Source organism: Oceanicaulis sp. MMSF_3324 (assembly GCF_030733545.1).
Taxonomy (GTDB): Bacteria; Pseudomonadota; Alphaproteobacteria; order Caulobacterales; family Maricaulaceae; genus Oceanicaulis.
This window is the reverse complement of record NZ_JASHIU010000001.1, coordinates 12,309-31,817: the sequence shown is the minus strand read 5'-3', so window position 1 is coordinate 31,817 and position 19,509 is coordinate 12,309. Positions and strand designations below refer to the sequence as shown.

Sequence of the window (19,509 nt, the reverse complement as noted above, 5' to 3'; positions counted from 1 at the left end):
ACTTCCTGTCCATGTAAACCCGGTTTTGCGTCGGACGAAAGCCCTGTGCGTCGGGTGTGCAACAGTCTGCTGCATGATGACGACAGGCGCCGTTTTCGCGCCACACATCCGCTAGCGTGAAGGCGCGGGCAGGATGACGGTGAAACAGGCGCCCAGAACGCGTCCTTCGGCGTCCTTGCGGTTGGAGGCGCGGATCTGGCCGCCATGGGCGGTCACGATCTGACGGGCGATGGCGAGGCCCAGACCGGAATGGGCGCCGAAGGCGGCGCCTTTGGGACGTTGGGTGTGGAAGCGGTCGAAAATGGCTTCGAGATTCTCTTCGGGTATGCCGGGACCGTCGTCCTCGATCCGCACTTGCTGGTTCTGACCGGGACCGCGCTCAATGATGATCCGCACCCCGCCTGCCTCGGGCGAGAAGGTGACGGCGTTCTCGATGAGATTGATGAAGACCCGGCTGAGCGGGCTTTCATGGCCGCGAATGATGTGACGGTCGCCTTCGGCCTTCACGAGAACGCGCGGGGCGGGGGCGTCGGGATCGTTCTGCAGGCTGGCGATGTCGGTCAGAAGGACCACCAGGTCAATCGTCTCAAGGTCTTCCCGCGCCAGCTCGGCGTCCAGACGGGAGGCGTTGGAGATGTCCGTGATCAGGCGGTCCAGGCGTTTGACGTCATGCTGGATGACCTCGATCAGGCGCGCGCGCTTGGCGTCATCCTTGGCCATGGGCAGGATTTCCGACGCCGAGCGGATCGAGGTGAGCGGGTTCTTGATTTCGTGCGCCACATCGGCGGCGAAGGCCTCAATAGCGTCCAGCCGGTCATAGAGCGCGTTCGTCATCTGGGTGAAGGCCCGGCCCATATCGCCGATCTCGTCCTTGCGGCCCTTCATGTCGGGCAGAGGCACGCGCCGCCCGCCCGCCAGCCGCACTTCGCGCGCCGCTTCGGCGAGGCGGCGGACCGGCCAGGCGATCTGCACGGTCAGCACCACCGCCATGAAGAAGGTCACAAGCGCGGCCACGATCACATAGGGCAGGATGGCGGCGCGTTCCTGGGCGATCAGCGCGTCGAGATCATAGGATTCATAGGTGATCGTCCCCACCACGGCCTGGATGAGCTGGATGGGGATGGTGACCGACACCACCCGGCCGCCATCGGGATCGCGACGCACGCCTGTTTGCGCTTCGCCGGTCTGGAAGGCGGCGCGCACTTCATCTGAAAGGGTGCGGTCCAGCGCGGCGCGTTCATCAGAAGCGAGGAAGATCTCGCCCACATGCTCCATGAGCGAATGGCCCCAGCCCTGGGCGCGCGAGATGGGGGTGCGCGGTTCATCCTCGATCGGGGGCAGGGGAATCTGGTCGACCTCACCGGCGATCAGGTCGGAGTCCGCAATACGTAAGGGCCCAGGCGCATGCAGCAGCGCGCGTGTCTCGTCGGGCACGTAAAGCCCTGACAAGCGGCGCAGGACCTCCCGCGCCGCATCGCGATCCATTTCCGGACCGGGCGCATCGCCGTACACGGCGGTTTCGGTGATGATGTTGGCGATGATCTCGGCCTGGGCGGACAGGGAGTCCACCTTGGCGTCCACCAGTCCGCGCCGGTTCTCGGTGATCGCGAACATGCCGCCGATCAGAACGCTCAGCGCCACCAGATTGGTCAGGATGATGGTGGCGCCCAGGCGCGTGAAGAGTAGCGGCTTGAGTTGAGCCGAAAGGCGCAGGGTCGCGCGGCGCGCGACCTTAAGCCTCCTTATATCGGTAGCCGACGCCATACAGGGTCTCGATGCTGTCGAACGTGTCGTCCACGTCGCGGAATTTCTTGCGGATGCGCTTGATGTGGCTGTCGATCGTGCGGTCATCCACATAGACCTGATCGTCATAGGCCGCGTCCATCAGGCTATCGCGGCTTTTCACAAAGCCCGGACGGTTGGCCAGCGCATGCAGGATCAGGAATTCGGTGACGGTCAGGCGCACCGGCTTGCCCGCCCAGGTGCAGGCGTGACGGTTCGGGTCGAGCACCAGCGAGCCGCGCTCGACCACCTTGTGCTCGCCGGTTTCGCCGCCTTCAGCGCCTGCAGGATCGGCTTGCGCACGGCGCAGCACCGCCTTGATCCGGCGCGCCAGAAGCTGATGGGAGAAAGGCTTGGCGATATAGTCGTCCGCGCCGAGATCCAGGCCCAGCGCCTCGTCGAACTCGCCATCCTTGGAGGTGAGGAAGATGACGGGGAGGTTGGAGGACTGGCGCACGCGACGCAGCAGCTCCAGCCCGTCCATGCGCGGCATCTTGATGTCGAAGATCGCCAGGTCCGGCGGCGTCTCGGTCAGATGCGTCAGGGCGGCGGACCCGTCTGTAAAGGTGCGCACGTTGTAACCCTCGTTTTCCAGGAACATGGAAACAGAGGTCAGAATGTTCTCGTCGTCATCCACAAGGGCGATGGTCGCCATCGTACGTATCCTGTCATCTCTCGGCGAAACCGATGTCGTTAGCGCTTCACACTAATTGGTGTCCAAGATCAAGCAAAGACATGGTTACCTAGGGTTAAGGCGGGTAGTGCATTACTTTGTAAAACCTGCGGGGGAATGAGGCGGAAATGGCGCACGAAGACGTCCATTACGAGGTCTTTCTGAAGAAAAACGCCAAGTCTGACTGGACCTTGGTGGAAGCGCTTCCGGATCGGAACGTCGCGCTGGCGCTGGCCAACAAGCTGCACGCCAACCATTCCAGCGGCTCGATCCGGGTCGTGCGCGAGGTCTGGGAAGCGGAATCCAGCGGCTTTCGCGGCGGCGCGATCTTCGAAGTGGGCCCGGAAAAGTTCACCGGTGACGAAAAGCCTGCCGAAGCCACCATCCCCTGCCTGACGCCTGATGACCTGTCCGGACCCGCGGCTCGTGACACCGTGCGCCGGGCCCTGTCGGGCTGGCTGGAGCGGTCCCAGGTCTGCCCCATGGAACTGTTGAACCGACCCGACCTGATCGAGCAGCTCGACGGGTCTGACACCGACCTCCAGCACGCCATCCAGAAAGTCGCCATTGCGCGCGCTCAGAACTCTGACGCCAGCGTGCACGCCTATGTGCGGCTGATCACCGAACTCGTGCAGCGCGGCATCGAACAATCGCGCAAGGAAGCCAAGGCAGGCGGCAAGCCGCCGCGCGGCAAGTCATTCTCCGAAAGCGCCAGCCTGCTCGCCAGCAAGTCGACGTCTGAGAAACAGATGCGCCGCCTGATCGCGGACGAACTGTCGCAAGCCTATGACATGGGCGAAAAGGTCCGTCGCCTGCTCGACATGCATGATGACCTGCCCCAGAGCGAGGAAGCGCGTGCGCTGGCGGCCAAGCAGACCGACGCTTTCATCGCGGAAATTCTGTCCTTTGATTCCGCCCTGCGTCGTGTGCTGGGCGATACCGTGGATCTGGGCGACGAGGTGTTGCGCCTGACCGGGATTTACGAGGGCGCGCCGGACAGTCCCGACCTGAGCCGGGCGCCGGAAACCGCCCGTCGGCTCGCCAGCCAGATCAAGGCGGCTTCCTTGCCGGCCGCGCATAACGAACTGGCCCAGCAGATTCTGGAAAAGCTGCGTGCGCCCAAACGCTTCCGCCCGCGCTCGGTGATGGCCGAGATCGAGCTGGCCCGCAAACTGGCCCAACGGCTCATTGTGTCGGCGGGACAGAACCTCAATCCTGAAGCCCTGGTGGAAGCCTTTACCCACCGCTCCGCACGCCTGTTGCAGCCGGACGCCATAGAAGAAGCGCTGTCGGGCGCCCATACGCCGGTTGACCAGATCGAACGCCTGTTCTCGATGGAGGACCATCTGGTAGGCGAGGAGAACAAGAAGAAGCTGGCGGGCTATATCCGCGCCAAGGCGACGGCGAACACGACGGTGAGCTATTTCGTGCGCGGCAGCGGCCAGCCGCTGGAGCGCCTGTCCCGTGTGACGGGGCTGCAGGCGCGCGCCAAGAAGGGCGGTTTTCCAAAGGCCGACAAGAAAGAGCTGGTCGACGCGTTCGATAATCTCGGACTGGCGATCCTGGACGCCACCAAGGTCATGGACCGGGTCGCGGGCTCCCAGGCCCCCGTGCTGGATCGGGCGGCGGCGTTGTTGAAGCTGTCCACCACTGGCGTCCTGCCCGAAGGCCGATGCCGGACGGATGCGCAATTGCGCGCGGTGCGGATGATGGAAAGCGATGAAGCGCGCGTGGCGGCGGCATCCCCGGGCGGGGAACAGAAAATGCTGGCCGTGCAGCAATTGTTCGCCGAGCTGGCGCCGCCGGAAACCCAGACGCCCGCGGAGGGCGATACGGACACCGCCGCCTAGTGCGGCAGGCCGGCGGCCTTCAGCCGCTCGCGATAGGCCTGCATGATGGCGTCGGCGTTCTCGCCCAGCTCATGCAGGTAATCCCACGAATAGATGCCGCTGTCATGGCCGTCATCAAAGCTCAGGCGCACGGCGTAACGCCCCACGGGATCTGCGGCGGTGACCCTGACGCCTGACTTGCCGGCGACCAGCTTTTTCTGATCCGGCGCATGGCCCTGCACTTCTGCGGAAGGGCTTTCTACGCGCAGCAATTCAAAAGGAATGGCGAACTGGGCCCCGTCCTCGAAGGCGATATCCAGAACGCGGTCCGAGCCCTTGAAGCTCAACCGTTTGGGCCAGGGGCGATCGCTCATGGCTCAGTCGTCCAGATTGCGGGCTTCTTCAGGAAGCATGATCGGAACGCCTTCCCGGATCGGATACGCCAGACGGGCATCCTTGGAGACGAGTTCCCCCGCCTCCCGGTCGTATTCCAGCGGGCCACGGCTGACCGGGCACACCAAGATCTCCAGGAGTTTGGGGTCCAAGGCGGTTTGTTCGGAGTTCACGTCGCTCATATGGGAAACAGTACGCTCACCGGTTCAGGGCGTCCAGCCTTGGGAGCCGCTGGCGGCCTCGTCCAGGCTGTACTGCATCAGGCGGTCCAGGATCTCGGCACGGTGCGGGATCGAGCTGGCCTCCAGAAGGCTTTGCTTGGCTTCGGCGTCAAACGGCGCGGCCATGGCCGTCTTGTTGATGACCAGCGAGAGCGGCGCTTTTTCAAGCGCGGGCCAGTCGGTCTCGATGCCCACCAGATCGAAATAGGCGTGAAGCCGGTCCAGCAGCCCTTTGACTTCCAGGGCTGGCGGCATGTGCACTTCCACTAGATCCTGCGTGTAGGGCCGATAATCGGCACGCGCCACACGATAAGGGGTCTGACGGTCCAGCTCCGCCTCGACCGCAAAGCGGGTCAGCCCTTCCAGCACCATCAGATAACGTCCGTCCGAGGTTTCCTGATGGCTGACAATGCGCCCCGCGCCGCCGACCGCCTGAAGCGCAGGCTTGTCCGGAGTTCCGCCGGGTGCGGGCTGGATGACGCCAATGATTCGGTCGGACGCCAGAGCATCATCGACCATGTTCAGATAGCGCGGCTCAAAGACATTCAGCGGCAGATGTTCGCCCGGCGGCAGGATGCAGCCGCGGATCGGAAACAGCTTAAGTTCGCTGGGCAAGATGACGCTTTCGGACATGGTCGGGCTCTTGGGTCGCTCCTTTGGTGCGAAATAGCGCGATGCGGGCCGCAGTCGAGCGCTGCGACCCGCTCGGTGTCAGGAAAACAGGATCGACGACAGTCGACGGCGACCATTCTTGGCCAGCTCGGACCCGGCGCCCGCCGATTCAAAGACCCGCAATAGCAATTGGCGCGCCGCGGCTTCGTCATACTCACGGTCGAGCTGGATCGATTCCAGAAGTGCGTCCGCCGCGCCGTCCATATCGCCGGCGCCCAGACGGGCGCGGCCCAGCTCGAACCAGGTTTGCGCGCTCGGGTTCGACTGGACCGCGGCTTCCGCGGCGTCCATTTCGGGGGCGTCTTCGGCTTCGCCCGCCAGCTCCATGGAGGCCCGGACGGCGGCGATGGCCGGGGCCGATTTCAGGGTGTCGGGAACATTGTCCAGCATGGCCTTGGCCTGGACCGGGTCGCCGCTGGCCAGATAGACGCGCGCCATGCCGGCGATGGCGTCGGCATTGTCCTTGTCCATTTGCAGCGCTGTTGCGAAATCCTGCGCGGCGCCGCCGAAATCGCCCTGGTCCAGCGCGTTCTGAGCGCGCTCGACAAGGGCGGTCACTTCTTCTTCGGAGACTTCGCCGGTCATGCGGTTGATGAAGTCATTGACCTGGCTTTCGGGCAGGGCGCCCATGAAGCCGTCCACAGGCTGGCCGTCCTTGAAGGCGATGACCGCCGGGATGGACTGGATGCGCAACTGGCCTGCGATACCGGGGTTCTCGTCGATATTGACCTTGACCAGCTTGACCTTGCCGCCCGCCTTGGTGACGGCGCGTTCAATGGTCGGGCCCAGCTGGCGGCACGGGCCGCACCACGGCGCCCAGAAGTCCACCAGAACCGGCACTTCGCGAGAGGGCTCGATCACATCGTCCATGAAGGTCTGGTCAGTGCCGTCGCGCACCAGGTCGTCACCGCTGGGCGCGTCAGCGCCGGTTGCACCAATAATGTCCATAAAGGCCTCCCGTCTGGGGCGATAATCCGTTGGGTCTCTAGGTGGCCGTTTGCGCGCCGGGATGCAAGCGCGCGGGCTCACTCATCAAGCTTCACAATTTCCGGAGCACGCCCCAACGCCCGCACGAAGGTCAAAAGGTCCTGGGAGCGGATGGCGGTGGTGGCGTCGTTTTTCAGCGGATGGAAATTGACGATGTCATTGGCCATCAGCGCTTCATCCAGGATGAAACGCACCTTGTGTTCGGGATCATTGATGATCGCGAAGGCAGTCACCGAGCCCGGGGTCACGCCCAGCGTCTCTTCCATGAGGTCGGCCTTGCCAAAGGAGAGGCGGCCACAGCCGAGCGTATGGTGCAGGCGCTTGAGCGCCACCTGGGTGGATTGCAGGGCCGAGATCAGGATCAGCGCGCCCTTCTTGTCCTTGAGAAAGAGGTTCTTGGTGTGCCCGCCCGGCATGTCGAGCTTGATGGCCTCGCCTTCCTCGACGGTGAAGACCGGAGCATGGTCGCGCGTTTCATGGGCGATCCCGAGCGCATCGAGATAGGCGAACAGGGCGTTGCGTGAAGCGGGCGGAGCAGGCGGGGGCGGTGTCGTCATCATCGGCGCAGCTCAGCAGCACAAGGGATTTCAGGCAAGATGCAGGTCCACTGCAAAAGCTGCACAAGACGGGCTTGCAAAACAAACGGCGATGAGCGATATACCCGGCCTCGGCGCAAGCCGGACCCTGTACGCAGGTAGTGAGCGGGCGTAGCTCAGGGGTAGAGCATCACCTTGCCAAGGTGAGGGTCGTGCGTTCGAATCGCATCGCCCGCTCCATTTTCTTCAGACGACAATATAACTTGCACCTGCAGCCGGTCGATTTGACCGGGCAAGTTCCCAGTTGCCGGCCTCGGGCCGGCAGGTCTGTTTGAAGAATGCGTCTCCCCGACGCTGCGATCACAGGATGGACTGTGCGGGGCGGATCATCCGTCAGCCTTTCCCCCAAAGGTGAACGGCCCCCAATCCCTCTGGACCGCCTGTGACAGGCTCCGCCCCGCTCCCATCTCTCAGACCGATCGCGATGCGCGCCAGATCATCCAGCTGCGCCGCATCCGGATGAACAGGATGACAAGACCGGCCAGGGCCACCAGCAGCCCGAGGGCCGCCGAGATGATGAGCAGGGGATGGTTGAAGTCCGCCCCGTCGTCATAATCCATCACGTGCAATCGCCAGAACAGGTCGAACACCCGCCAGGTGTCGGACCGGCGCGCCCGCACGACGCCGGTATCGGGGTCAATGTACAAACGGGTCTGGTCGGCGTCGGCGAAGCGGATCTGCCAGACTTCGCCGCCCGGCCCGTATTCGGAGGGCGGATCGTTGAGCAGCTGCGCGGCCTCGATTTCGGCCTCCGGCGCAAAATCGTGTCGGGCGATGGTGCGAGCCAGCGCTTCATCCACCGGCGACAGGCGCGCGCCTGTGACGGCGTCGATGACGATTGTCCGACCGGCGCTCTCCAGACGCCAGGCCGGAGCGCCTGCAAGATGGGTCAGGGCGGCGCTTTCCAGCGTGTCAAAACCCGCGATCGCGGCTGCTTCCTCGACGGATTTCAGGTCGGCAGGGTCCGCCATGAGAGGCGCATGACGGGCGATATTGTGCTCGCCGCGGACACGCTCGATGGGCAGGGCGCTCATCACCAGCCCGCCCAGGATCCAGATCATCACCTGAATGCCGATGATCAGGGCCAGCCATTTGTGCACCCTTACGGCCGTGCGAAGAACCATCATCTCAAGCCTCCCCCAATCCATGAGTCTGATATGTGGTGAGTGTGCCCCGGAATATTGCCGATCCGGAAATACATCTTTCACACAGCTGTGAGCGGACGTGTCTGGCGAAACGGTCGCGTGCGCCCCATATCCTCGATTGCGAATGCGGAGCCGGATCCCCCCACCGGACCTCTCCCCAGCCGGAAGACGCTGAAAGCCTTGTCTTTCAGCGTCTGCCCGGCTCCGCCCTTCGCCAACCGGCATGAAGCCGGACACAAGAAAAGAAAGAAGGTTCAGCCATGACCCGCGCCATCTCACTGGTGATCGCAACTGGTATTTTTCTGACTCTCAGCCTCATAGCCGCTTGCGCTTCAGGCGAGGGGCTCTACATCACGGGATAAATGAACGCGATTCGATGAAACGCGTCAGTGAACAGAACAGGCCTCAGAGTGCGTCCCCCCAGCCTGCCCGATGAGGCCTGCAGGCGCCGCCGGACAAGCCTGTCCCCGTCCGGCGGCGCCGCTTGCAAAAAGAAACCCCGCAGCCTGGCTGCGGGGTTTTTTGATGCGCGGTGTTCAAGGCTGTGGCCCTACCAGGGCAGGTCCTCGCCGCTGATATGGAAGAAGCGCCCGCTCATCGCCGGATTGGCGCGCGCGATCAGGTCGAGTTGGGCGCTGACCGATTCACTCGGCGTCATCAGCCCGTTCGGCCCGCCCATATCGGTGCGCACCCAGCCCGGATGCAGGACCAGCACGACCACACCCTTGTCCTGAAGATCGATGCTCAGCGACTTGCCCACGGCGTTCAGCGCCGCCTTGGACGCGCGATAGGCGTAGCGGCCGCCGCTGTCATTGTCGGCGATGGAGCCCATGCGGCTCGATTGCAGCGCGATCACCTTGAGCTGGCTTTGGGCCACCTGGTCCGCGAAGGCTTCGGCCAGCGCCAGCGGCGCCAGCGTATTGATGCGGAACGTGTCGAGGAAGCCGTCATTGGCGGCCTCGCCGAAGGATTGCTCTTTCGGACCCATCACGCCGGCATTGGCGAACAGGATGTCCAGCGGTCCGGTGACTTTTTCCTTGAGCGCCTTGGCGGCGTTCAGGTCCGAGGCGTCATAGAGCAGAATCTCGAGGCGGCCATCGCCCGGGTCGAGCGCCTTGAGGGCGTCGGCGGACTCAGGATCGCGCACTGCGGCGCTGATCGTCCATTCCCGCTTAAGAAGTTGGCTGACATGCTCAAGGCCGAGCCCGCGATTGGCGCCCGTAATAAGAGCGTGAGGCATGGTCGTCTCCGATGTGGAAATCTGTTGTTTTGTTGGGCTGGAATCAAGCACAGCCAAGATTGCAGGTCTAGCCGCTCAGTACCGCTTGAACCCAGCGCAGGCGAGAGTAGGCTGCGGGCTATATGTTCATGGTTATTCGATGAACATCGTCCACCGTCCACCATTTTTCCGTCCAGGAGCCCCTTGATATGAACGCCGTGGTCAGCGTCAGACACGCATATGACAAAGAGGCCTTTTTAAAGGCCGCCCAAAGCCGTTTTGCTGCGGCGTTTGGCGATAGCGGGCCTGATGCCGCCAGCTTCCTGGAACAGCTCTGGGGCGATGCGCTGGCGGATGATCTCGCCGGCATCTCCGAACAGGATGCGATCTCCCTGGCCGAAGAGTTCTGGCGCTATGGCTCAGAGCGCGGATCGGACAAATTGCTGGTCCGGGTCCGCACGGCGCAAGGTGCGGACGGTCGCAGCCTGGAGCGCGACATCCTCGAGGTCATCGGCCAGGACCGCCCCTTCCTCGTGGACTCGGTCATGGGCGAGATCGCCAGCCAGGGTCTGGATGTCCTGGCCATGTTCCACCCCGTGGTGCAGGTGCGCCGGGATGATGACGGCCAGCGTGTGGCGTCCGGCGGGCGTTGCCTGAACGAGTCCATGATCCAGGTCCATCTGGACCTGCTCAGCGATGATGTGCGCGAGCGCCTGGAAGCGGGCGTGCGCGCCACCCTCGATGATGTGCGCGATGCGGTCGAGGACTGGAACGACATGCGCGCGGAGATGGACGATGCGATCGACCATCTGACCAACGCCAACACATCCGCCTCCAAGGAAGAGCAGGAAGAGGCCGTCGCCTTCCTGCGCTGGTTGCGCGACAACCATTTCGCCTTCCTGGGCAGCCGGACCTATCAGTTCGACTTCGACAAGGGCATGGAGGGCGACCACAAGCCCGAGGTCAAATCGGAAAGCGGGCGGGGCGTGCTGCGTGACCCCGAGCGCAAGGTGCTGCGCAAGAGCGCCGAACCGATGATGCTGACCCCGGCGATCGAGGCCTATATGCGCGCGCCCTCGCCGGTGATCGTCGCCAAGGCGAACATGAAGAGCCGCGTCCATCGTCGCGTCTACATGGATTATATCGGGGTCAAACGGTATGACGCCGACGGCAATGTGGTGGGTGAAACCCGCTTTGTGGGCCTGTTCACCGCCGAGGCGTATGACCAGATGGCGCGCGAGGTGCCGCTGATCCGTCGCAAGGTGCGCCGCGTGCTCGACAAGGCCGCCAAGGCGCCGGGCTCGCACTCCGCCAAGAAGCTGCAGAATATCGTCGAGAACTATCCCCGTGACGAGCTGTTCCAGACCGAGGAACAGGATCTGCTGGATATCTCGCTGGGCATCCTGCATCTGCACGACCGTCCGCGCACCAAGCTGTTCATGCGCCGCGACCAGTTTGACCGGTTTGTCTCCTGCCTGCTCTTCGTGCCGCGCGACCGCTATAATTCGAAGGTGCGCGAACTGGCGGGCGAGAAGATCCGCGAAGCCTTCAACGGTCGTCTGTCTGCGTTCTATCCGCAATTCGGCGATGCGCCGCTGGCCCGGGTCCACTTCATCATCGGGCTTGATCCGTTCAATCATCCCGAGCCCGATCCGTCCGAGCTCGACCGCGAGATCGCGGCGCTGGCGCGGACCTGGGAAGACGAGTTGCACAATGCTGCGCGCAATGCGGGCGACGCCGAGCTGCGGCGGGCGGTGACGCGCTATCTCGATGGCTATTCCGCCGGGTATCGCGAGCGTTTCTCGCCTGAAGACGCCCTGGCCGATATCGGCCGCATGGAGCGGGTCAAATCGTCGGCGGACACCGCGGCGCGCGCCTATCGCGTCGAGACGGACGGCGAGAACCGCCTGCGGGTGAAGCTGTATCGCTGCGGCGAGCCGGTGGCGCTGTCCGGCGTCATGCCCGTCCTGGAAAATCTGGGCCTGCATGTGCTCGCCGAAGCCGGGTACCCGGTCCAGCGCCATGGGGAAAACAGCTCCGAGACGGTCTGGGTGCACGAGTTCGAAGCGTCCCTGAGCGGCGATGGCGCCAGCAAGATCGATGATGAGGCGGCGGCGTTCGAGGACGCGCTGCTCGCGGTGCTGGCCGGCCAGACCGAGGATGATGGCTTCAACAAGCTGGTGCTGGGCATCGGGGTCAGCTGGCGCGAAGCCGCCTTCCTGCGCACGGTCGCCCGCTATCGCCAGCAGACCGGGCTCGACCCGTCGCAATCCATTCAGGAAGAGGCGCTGGCGGCGAACCCCGAAATCGCCCGTGGACTGCTGGAGCTGGTGAACACCAAGTTCAATCCGGATCTCGATTTCGGCGAGGAAAGTCGCGAGAGCCACGCCAAGGATGTCAGCAAGGCCATCCGCATCCTGCTCGAGCGGGTCGAAAGCCTGGACCACGACCGCGCGCTGCGCCGGATGCTGCGCCTGATCGAGGCCGTGCTGCGCACCAACTTCTTCCAGACCGACGAGGACGGTCGCGCCAAGCCCTGGATCTCGATGAAGATCGCCAGCCGCGATGTGCGCGAGCTGCCCGATCCCAAACCCTATCGTGAAATCTTTGTCTGGAGCCCGCGCGTCGAGGGCGTGCATATCCGCTTTGGCCCGGTCGCACGCGGCGGCCTGCGCTGGTCGGATCGTCGTGAGGACTTCCGCACCGAGGTGCTGGGCCTTGTGAAGGCGCAGCAGGTCAAGAACGCCGTGATCGTGCCGGTGGGCTCCAAGGGCGGCTTCTATCCCAAGCAATTGCCTGATCGGGGCGATCGCGACGCCTGGATCGCCGAGGGCCAGGAAGCCTACAAGACCTTCCTGCGCGGGCTTCTGGACATCACCGACAACCTGGTCGAGGACGCCGTCAAACGGCCCGAAAAGGTCGTGTGCTGGGATGACGAGGATCCATATCTCGTGGTCGCCGCCGACAAGGGCACGGCCACCTTCTCCGACCTCGCCAACTCCGTGGCGCAGACCGAGTACGATTTCTGGCTCGGCGACGCCTTCGCGTCGGGCGGGTCAGCCGGGTATGACCACAAGAAGATGGGCATCACCGCCCGGGGCGGCTGGGTCAGCGTTCAGCGCCATTTCCGCGAAATGGGCAAGGACATCCAGAACGAGCCCTTCAGCGTCATCGGCGTCGGGGACATGTCCGGCGACGTGTTCGGCAACGGCATGCTTCTGTCCAAGCAGATCAAGCTGGTGGCCGCATTTGATCACCGCGACATCTTCATCGATCCCAATCCGACCGATCTTGAAAAGACCTGGGAAGAGCGCAAGCGCCTGTTTGATCAGGGGCGGTCAAGCTGGCAGGACTATGACAAGTCGTTGATTTCCAAAGGCGGCGGGATCTTCCCGCGCTCTGCGAAATCCATCAAGCTCTCCGATGAAATGCGCGAGCTGACCGGTCTGACCGGCAATGCCGCATCGGCGACCAACCTGATCCGCGCGCTCCTGAAAGCGGATGTGGAGCTGTTGTGGTTCGGCGGCATCGGCACCTATATCAAGGCGTCGAGCGAGCAGAACTATCAGGTGGGCGACAAGGCGAACGACGCCCTGCGCATCGACGCGAAAGAGCTCAACACCAAGGTCATCGGCGAGGGCGCCAATCTGGGCGTGACCCAGGCGGCGCGGATCGAATTCGCCCGCAATGGCGGCCGGGTGAACGCGGACTTCGTCGACAACTCGGCGGGCGTGGACAGCTCCGACCACGAGGTCAACATCAAGATTCTGCTCAACCCGATGGTGCGCGAGGGCTCGATGAAGCTCGATGACCGCAACACGCTGCTGGAATCGATGACCGACACGGTCGCGGACCACGTTCTCGAGCACAATTACGACCAGACGCTGGCGATCACCATCGCGCGGGAGCACGCGGTCGAGGATCTCGACGCCCATGAGCGCCTGATGGAGCGTCTGGAGCAGGATGGCCGTCTGGACCGCAAGGTCGAAGGCTTGCCCGCGCCGGACCAGATCCGGGAGCTCAAGGACCAGGGGCTGGGCCTGACCCGTCCCGAGATCGCGGTTCTGATCAGCTACGCCAAGATCACCCTGTTTGATAAGCTGGTGGAGTCCGACGTGCCGGATGACGCCCACTTCAAGCAATCGCTGGTGACCTATTTCCCGGACAAGCTGGAGAAGTTCTCCGACGCCATGGAGGGCCATCGGCTGAAACGCGAGATCATCGCGACCCGGCTCGCCAATGACATGATCAATCTGGGCGGCCCCACTTTTGTGAACCGGGCCATCGAGAGCACCAGCGCGGACGTCGCCGCCGTGGCGCGGGCGTTCGAGGCGGGGCGCAACATCTTCCGCTTCAACGAATACAGCGACCGGATCAATGCGCTCGACAACAAGGCCCCGGCCGAGGTCCAGATCGCGCTTCATGACGAGGTGATCCGGCTTCTGCGTCGTCAGACCTACTGGCTGTCGCGGCGGACCCTGGGTCAGGACGTCCTGCCGATTGCGGACGTGATTGCGGCCTATCAGCCGGGCGTGGACGAGCTCAAGCCGCTCGTGACCGATATCGCCAGCCCGTATGACTGTGAAGCCGTTGAACGGCGCTTCCAGTCCTATGTGGAGGCGGGGGCGCCCGAGGATATCGCCCGTGACGTGGCGCGCTTGCGTCCTCTGACCTCGTCGTCGGACGTGATCGACCTCGCCAAGGCGGTCAACTGGCCGCTGGGCGCGGTGGGGCGTCTGTATCACGCGGTGGGCGCGCGCTTTATGTTCGACCGCCTGCGGGCGGCGGGCAATCAGCTCTCCTCGACCCTGCACTGGGACCGTCTGGCCATGCGCCGTCTGATCGAGGACCTGTATGGAAGCCAGCAGGCCATCTGCGAAGGCATGATGGATTACGTCAAAACCGAGCGCACCGATCTCGCCAAGGACCTGGCCTCCGCCGGTTCGGACTGGGCCGAAGAGGTGGTTGCGGCCTGGGCGGAGTCCCAGGACATCATGGTCCGGCGCGCCGACCGGGCGCTCGAGGAAGTGTCCTCGGCTGGCGGCTGGACGCTCTCGAAAGTGGCCATCTGCTCAACGCAATTGCGTGAGCTGGCCGCCGTTGTCGACCGGGGCTAGGCCCCGGTCCGAAGGGTCAGAGCCAACCGTTTTCGCGGGCGATCTGGAACGCCTCGATACGGTTGGCTGCCCCCAGCTTCTGGGTGGCCTCGGCCAGATAATTCCTGACGGTGCCCGGTGACAGGGTGAGAAGGCGGGCGATTTCCTTGTTGGACTTGCCCTCTTCCACAAGACGCAGAATCTCGCGCTCGCGATCGGTCAGCACCACCGGCGCGCTCCACGCGCTTTCCGCCAGCTCCGACGCGATGGCGCGCTGCCCGCGTGCGACCCGGCGCACGGCGTCCGCCAGTTCCTCGCTGGGCGCATCCTTGAGCACATAGCCCAGCACGCCAGCCTGAAGCGCCCGTTGCAGATAGCCGGGACGGGCGAAGGTCGTCACGATCAGCACGCGGGTGTCGCTGCCCGACTGGCGCAGGGTCTCGGACGCCTCGATGCCGGTCATGCCGGGCATTTCGATATCGGTGACCAGCACATCAGGCTTGAGCTCGCCCACAAGTCGGACAGCCTCTTCGCCGTCCTGGGCCTGCGCCAGCAATTCGATATCGGGTTCAAGCGTCAGAAGAGCGGCCAGTGCGCCACGCAGCAGCGACTGGTCCTCGGCGATGACGATGGAAATCATGAAGGGGTCTCCAGGCGCTCCTGGCCGGGTTGGGTGGGGGGCAGGCTCAAGGTGACGCGAACGCCGCTATCCCGGCTCTCGATCTGCATTTCGCCGCCCAGGGATTCAATACGGCGGCGCATGCCCATCAGGCCCGTGCCCGCATTGAGCGCGCCGCCCTGGCCGTCATCCTCGATGATCAGGGCGCCTTCGGGCGCAAAGCGGATATGGGCGGTCTCTGCACCTGAATGGCGGATGATGTTGGTGATCGCTTCGCGCAGCGCCAGCCCGAGGGCCGCATGGGCGGCCTGGTCCAGTTCGGGCGGCTCGCCCTCGACCACCAGCCGGATGTCCGCAGCCGACAGGGCCGAGCGCGCGCGCGACAGCTCCTGGTGCACGGTGGTGACATGCATGCCCGCCACGGCGGCGCGCACATCCTTGAGGGTGATGCGGGCGGCGTCGCGGATCTCTATGATTTCGGACCGCGCCCGATCCGCATCTGCATCCAGAAGGCGGGCGGCCAGCTCGGATTTGACCGCGATGGTGGTCAGGGTGTGGCCCAGCAGATCGTGCAGGTCCTGGGCGATGCGCTCGCGTTCGCGCAAGGCCGCGAGTTCGGCCTCCATGCGCAGATTGCGTTCGCGGACCGTGACGCGCTGGGCGGATTCATACCCGGCCAGTGTCGCCATGCCCGCCATCACGGCGATGAACTGGGACAGCACCAGTTCAAAGAGCGTCACATCGAGCAGCCAGGAGGCGACCATGTAGAAGGCGCTCAGGCCAGCCATGGCGAGCAGGGCCAGCTTCTGCGGCCGCAGGCCCGCCAGAAGCGTGACGGCGAATATGTGGAAATTGCCGCTCATGCCCACGACCGGGATCAGGGCCAGCGACAGGAAAGAGGCATAGGCGGTGGCCATTAGAACACGGCGCGGCTTCACCCCTTCGCGATAAGGGTCGCCGGCATTGGCGTACAGATAGACCGGGATGAAGCTGCCCACGGCGGCGAAGCTGATCAGCGCATCGCGCATGCCCGGCAGCTGGAAGAACCAGGGCGTGAAATAGAAGACCAGATAGATCAGATAGAAGGCTGGCGTTTCGGACAGGCCCCGCAGGCGTTGCGCCCGGGAGGGAGCCGTCGTTTCCGCGCCTGTGTCATCGGCGGGACTGTCGGGTTTGTACAAGGGGTCAGACGCCATGGTGATCAGGGTTCCCGGAAAGGAGCGGGCATAACAGGACAGGCGCTACCCTGCCCTGCTCCGTCGCTGCGAGCCAGACCCTAGCGCTGACGCGCCCAGGCCAGCAGAGCGAGCCCGGCGGCGATCGCCGTGATGACCAGGGTCGCGACTATATGGCCGAGAACAGCTTTCTCGCCCGCTGCGCCGCTGACGCCCAGGGCGATTTCAGCCAGATGATAGCTGGGCAGGAACTGGGCGATCTGACCCATGATTTTCGGAAAGACGCTGATCGGCATCCACAGCCCGCCCAGAACCGCCATGCCCAGATAGGCGATATTGGCGACCGCGACGGCGGCGTTGGCGCCGAAGACAAAGCCCAGCGCCAGGCCCAGAAGGACGAAGGGGATGGCGGAGATGACATGGACCAGCAGCAGGCCCAGCCAGACCAGGGCGGGCAGCTCCACCCCCGCAGCGAACGCAGCCACAGCGTAGATCGCGGCTAGTGAGACGCTGGCGATCACGATCGTGGCGGTGGTTTTCGCCACCAGCAAAGCGGCTGCGGGCGCCGGAACGGCGCGTTTGAGGGTCAGCCAGCCGCGTTCGCGTTCCTGTGCGACCCCGGCGCCGAAGCCGAACAGGGCCGGCCCCATGACCGCGAAGACGCCGAATGTGGACAGCAGGTAGGGGGCGTTGTCCCGGCTGCCGGGGATGATGACGCCGAACAGGGTAAAGAACATCACCGGCAGGATCAGCGTGGGAATGGCGAATTCGGGCATGCGCGCGAGCTTGAAGATCTCGGCCTTGATTTCCGCGAGATAGGCGTTCGCCATGATCAGGCTCCCTGGCTTTCGGAGGGGCGGGTCAATGCGCCGAACGCATCTTCCAGCGTGGGTTGGGCGACGCCCAGATCGGACAGATCGGGGTCCAGTTCGAACAGCGATTTGAGCGCAGGGACAGCCTCACTGACCTGCAAGCGGACCTTGCGGCCCGACCGGTTGAGCGAGATCAGGCCCTCGATGGATCTGAGCGCGTCATCTGTCAGCCCGGTGACGCAATCGATGACTGCGCCGCCCATGCGCGTGCGCAACCCGTCAGCCGTGTCATCCGCGATGACCTGCCCGTCCTTGAGCACGATCACCCGATCGGCCAGTGCGTCCGCTTCTTCCAGATAGTGCGTGGTTAGGACGACCAGCGTTCCATTGGCGGCGACGTCGCGCACGATTGCCCAAAGCGCGCGGCGCGCTTCGGTGTCGAGCCCGGTGGTGGGTTCGTCGAGGAACAGAAGGTCAGGCTGGCCCACGAGCGCCAGGGCGAACTGGATCCGGCGTTTCTGGCCGCCAGACAGCTGGCCGTAGCGCCGCTTGATGAAATCGCCGAGGGCGCAACGGTCAATCAGCGCCTCAAGATCCGCCGGGTCTGGGTAATAGCTGGCGAACAGCTCAAGCAATTCGCGCCCGGTCAGCGTGTGCGCCAGATCGGTATCCTGCATCATGACGCCAATGCGTGTCTTGACCGACTGTTGGCCGGGCTTGGCGCCCAGAACCCTGAGTTCGCCATGGCTGGGACGGACCAAGCCCAGCGCAGTCTGGACAAACGTGGTCTTGCCCGCGCCATTGGGGCCCAACAACGCCAGAACGCCCGTGTCTGAAACGGTCAGATTGATCCCGTCCAGCGCTGTCTTGCGGCCAAAACGTCGGGTAAGTGCGTCCGCCTTGAGAATGGGCGGCGCAAAATCGGGGGAAGCAGTCATCAGCCCTCACAGCCTGGCTATCAAGGCCGGAAGGGTGCCTGATCTCATGGAGTGTTGTGAGTGACGCCCGTCACAAGGCTGAGGTGACATTTGTCACCCGGGCCGCGCGCTAGCCCAGGAAATGGATCGCGCCGCCCACGACGGCGCCCCAGAAGGCGCCGCAGGTGAAGACAAGCAGGGCGAGGGTCTGGCGCGGGCTCCAGCGGTTTTCGACCACAGGGTCTGCAAATGCAGATTCCAGTCGTTCCTGAAGGGCGTGCGCCGGGGAGGGAATGGCGCTCGCTTCCCCGGCCGGAGCGGTCGGGAAGGGGGGCGGAGCGACGCGCGCCTCATCCTCTGGCGCGGGCGCCGGGGCGGACATTGCGGTCATATCGATCTTGCGTTGGGCCTGCATGACATCCCTCCATCAGCACCCTGGATAGCAGGGAAAGCTGAACAAAGACCCAATCAGCGTTGTAAATAAAGTGTTAACAGGCCCTAAACGACGGGCGCGGACGAGGCGTATTACCGCTTGGGCCGCGCCCTTGTCGACGCTCAGACGCCTTCGCCGGCGAAAGCCTTCTCGACCACGAAATCGCCCGGCTTGGCGTTCGAGCCTTCCTCGAAACCGCGCGCTTCCAGCATGGTCTTGAGCTCTTCGAGCATGGCCATGGAGCCGCAGATCATCACCCGATCGCTTTCGGGGTTCAGTTCGGGCCGGTCGATCATCCTGAACAGTTCGCCCGACTCGATCAGCGTCGTGATCCGGCCCTTTCGCGGGCCGTCCTCACGGGTGACGCTGTCAAAATAGACCAGCCGCCCGTCAGCCGCCTCGCCGACAAGCGGATCGGTCTTGAGCGCCTCCACCAGGCCGCGCGAATAGGTCAGCTCCGGGCTGGTGCGGCAGGTATGGGTGAAGACCACTTCGTCAAACTGCTCATAAACGCCCGGTTCGCGGATCAGGCTGGCGAAAGGCGCAGCCCCGGTGCCGGTGGAGAGCATGTAGAGGCGCTTGCCGGGCTTGAGCGCATCGGTGACCAGCGTGCCCGTGGGTTTGCGGCCGACCAGCACCCGGTCGCCAGGCTGGATATTGCGCAGACGCGAGGTGAGCGCGCCGTTCTCCACCTTGATGGAGTAAAATTCCAGCGTGTCGTCCCAAGAGGGGCTCGCCACCGAATAGGCGCGCAGGATCGGTTTCTTCTCACCTTCGAGCCCGATCATCAGGAACTCGCCGGGGCGGAAGCGCAGGGTCGCCGGCCGCGCCGTGCGGAAGCGGAACAGATCGTCGGTGAAGTGTTCGACCTCGGTGACCTTGCAGGCGAAGAAAGCGCCCTGGTCAATCACGTCCAAGTCTTGAGCCGTATCCAGCATGA

17 protein-coding genes and 1 tRNA gene are annotated in these 19,509 nt (G+C 64.2%); 3 read left to right on the top strand and 15 right to left on the bottom strand.

Annotated features, from left to right (window positions below; all coding sequences use genetic code 11):
- Window positions 1–111: 111 nt before the first annotated feature.
- Window positions 112–1,764 (bottom strand): stimulus-sensing domain-containing protein, encoded by a 1,653-nt coding sequence (locus tag RBA95_RS00145; RefSeq protein ID WP_306014743.1) that lies wholly within the window; start codon window positions 1,762–1,764, stop codon window positions 112–114.
- Window positions 1,733–2,437: a response regulator transcription factor gene (locus RBA95_RS00140; RefSeq protein ID WP_306014741.1), complete on the bottom strand. Its 705-nt coding sequence runs from the start codon at window positions 2,435–2,437 to the stop codon at window positions 1,733–1,735. Before RBA95_RS00140 ends, RBA95_RS00145 begins: the two co-directional genes overlap by 32 nt.
- A gap of 146 nt (window positions 2,438–2,583) precedes the next feature.
- On the opposite strand from RBA95_RS00140, the gene RBA95_RS00135 reads away from it, so the two are divergent.
- Window positions 2,584–4,305, top strand: a complete 1,722-nt coding sequence (locus tag RBA95_RS00135) for a hypothetical protein (RefSeq protein ID WP_306014740.1) — start codon at window positions 2,584–2,586, stop codon at window positions 4,303–4,305.
- Here the strand turns inward: RBA95_RS00135 and RBA95_RS00130 are convergent.
- From RBA95_RS00130 to RBA95_RS00110, 5 genes are all read right to left on the bottom strand, one after another.
- The gene (locus RBA95_RS00130) at window positions 4,302–4,658 is read right to left on the bottom strand and encodes a DUF971 domain-containing protein (protein ID WP_306014739.1); all 357 of its coding nucleotides are present in this window, start codon (window positions 4,656–4,658) and stop codon (window positions 4,302–4,304) included. The two genes, RBA95_RS00135 and RBA95_RS00130, sit on opposite strands and share 4 nt — an antisense overlap.
- Before the next feature lie 3 nt (window positions 4,659–4,661).
- Window positions 4,662–4,859, bottom strand: a complete 198-nt coding sequence (locus RBA95_RS00125) for a Trm112 family protein (RefSeq protein WP_306014738.1) — start codon at window positions 4,857–4,859, stop codon at window positions 4,662–4,664.
- 24 nt (window positions 4,860–4,883) lie between these two features.
- Window positions 4,884–5,531, bottom strand: a complete 648-nt coding sequence (locus RBA95_RS00120; RefSeq protein ID WP_306014737.1) for an LON peptidase substrate-binding domain-containing protein — start codon at window positions 5,529–5,531, stop codon at window positions 4,884–4,886.
- A 78-nt stretch (window positions 5,532–5,609) separates the two neighbouring features.
- Window positions 5,610–6,518 (bottom strand): thioredoxin, encoded by a 909-nt coding sequence (gene trxA / locus RBA95_RS00115; protein WP_306014736.1) that lies wholly within the window; start codon window positions 6,516–6,518, stop codon window positions 5,610–5,612.
- 77 nt (window positions 6,519–6,595) lie between these two features.
- Window positions 6,596–7,117, bottom strand: a complete 522-nt coding sequence (locus RBA95_RS00110; RefSeq protein WP_371933562.1) for a prolyl-tRNA synthetase associated domain-containing protein — start codon at window positions 7,115–7,117, stop codon at window positions 6,596–6,598.
- Between the two features lie 141 nt (window positions 7,118–7,258).
- On the opposite strand from RBA95_RS00110, the gene RBA95_RS00105 reads away from it, so the two are divergent.
- Window positions 7,259–7,333 (top strand) — tRNA-Gly (locus tag RBA95_RS00105).
- Window positions 7,334–7,563: 230 nt separating this feature from the next.
- Here the strand turns inward: RBA95_RS00105 and RBA95_RS00100 are convergent.
- Together RBA95_RS00100 and RBA95_RS00095 are read right to left on the bottom strand one after the other, a co-directional pair.
- Window positions 7,564–8,280 carry a PepSY domain-containing protein gene (locus RBA95_RS00100; protein WP_306014734.1) on the bottom strand — a complete coding sequence of 239 codons (717 nt, stop codon included), beginning with the start codon at window positions 8,278–8,280 and terminating at the stop codon, window positions 7,564–7,566.
- Window positions 8,281–8,848: 568 nt separating this feature from the next.
- Complete coding sequence (locus RBA95_RS00095; protein ID WP_306014733.1) at window positions 8,849–9,538, bottom strand: SDR family oxidoreductase; 690 nt, start codon at window positions 9,536–9,538, stop codon at window positions 8,849–8,851.
- A gap of 188 nt (window positions 9,539–9,726) precedes the next feature.
- Here RBA95_RS00095 and RBA95_RS00090 point away from each other — a divergent pair, with 188 nt between their 5' ends.
- Window positions 9,727–14,634, top strand: coding sequence for an NAD-glutamate dehydrogenase (locus RBA95_RS00090; RefSeq protein WP_306014732.1), 4,908 nt, complete (start codon window positions 9,727–9,729; stop codon window positions 14,632–14,634).
- Between the two features lie 16 nt (window positions 14,635–14,650).
- Here the strand turns inward: RBA95_RS00090 and RBA95_RS00085 are convergent, their stop codons facing one another.
- From RBA95_RS00085 to RBA95_RS00060, 6 genes are all read right to left on the bottom strand, one after another.
- Entirely contained in the window at window positions 14,651–15,253 is a 603-nt protein-coding gene (locus tag RBA95_RS00085) for a DNA-binding response regulator (protein ID WP_306014731.1), read from the bottom strand.
- Window positions 15,250–16,428 (bottom strand): sensor histidine kinase, encoded by a 1,179-nt coding sequence (locus tag RBA95_RS00080; protein ID WP_306014730.1) that lies wholly within the window; start codon window positions 16,426–16,428, stop codon window positions 15,250–15,252. The genes RBA95_RS00085 and RBA95_RS00080 overlap by 4 nt, the downstream gene beginning before the upstream one ends.
- An 80-nt stretch (window positions 16,429–16,508) precedes the next feature.
- On the bottom strand, window positions 16,509–17,237 hold the full coding sequence (locus RBA95_RS00075) for an ABC transporter permease (RefSeq protein ID WP_306014729.1): 729 nt from the start codon (window positions 17,235–17,237) through the stop codon (window positions 16,509–16,511).
- 2 nt (window positions 17,238–17,239) lie between these two features.
- Window positions 17,240–18,157 carry an ABC transporter ATP-binding protein gene (locus RBA95_RS00070; protein WP_306014728.1) on the bottom strand — a complete coding sequence of 306 codons (918 nt, stop codon included), beginning with the start codon at window positions 18,155–18,157 and terminating at the stop codon, window positions 17,240–17,242.
- A 109-nt stretch (window positions 18,158–18,266) separates the two neighbouring features.
- Window positions 18,267–18,551 carry a hypothetical protein gene (locus RBA95_RS00065; RefSeq protein ID WP_306014727.1) on the bottom strand — a complete coding sequence of 95 codons (285 nt, stop codon included), beginning with the start codon at window positions 18,549–18,551 and terminating at the stop codon, window positions 18,267–18,269.
- A gap of 140 nt (window positions 18,552–18,691) precedes the next feature.
- On the bottom strand, window positions 18,692–19,507 hold the full coding sequence (locus RBA95_RS00060; protein WP_306014726.1) for a ferredoxin--NADP reductase: 816 nt from the start codon (window positions 19,505–19,507) through the stop codon (window positions 18,692–18,694).
- Window positions 19,508–19,509: the final 2 nt, after the last annotated feature.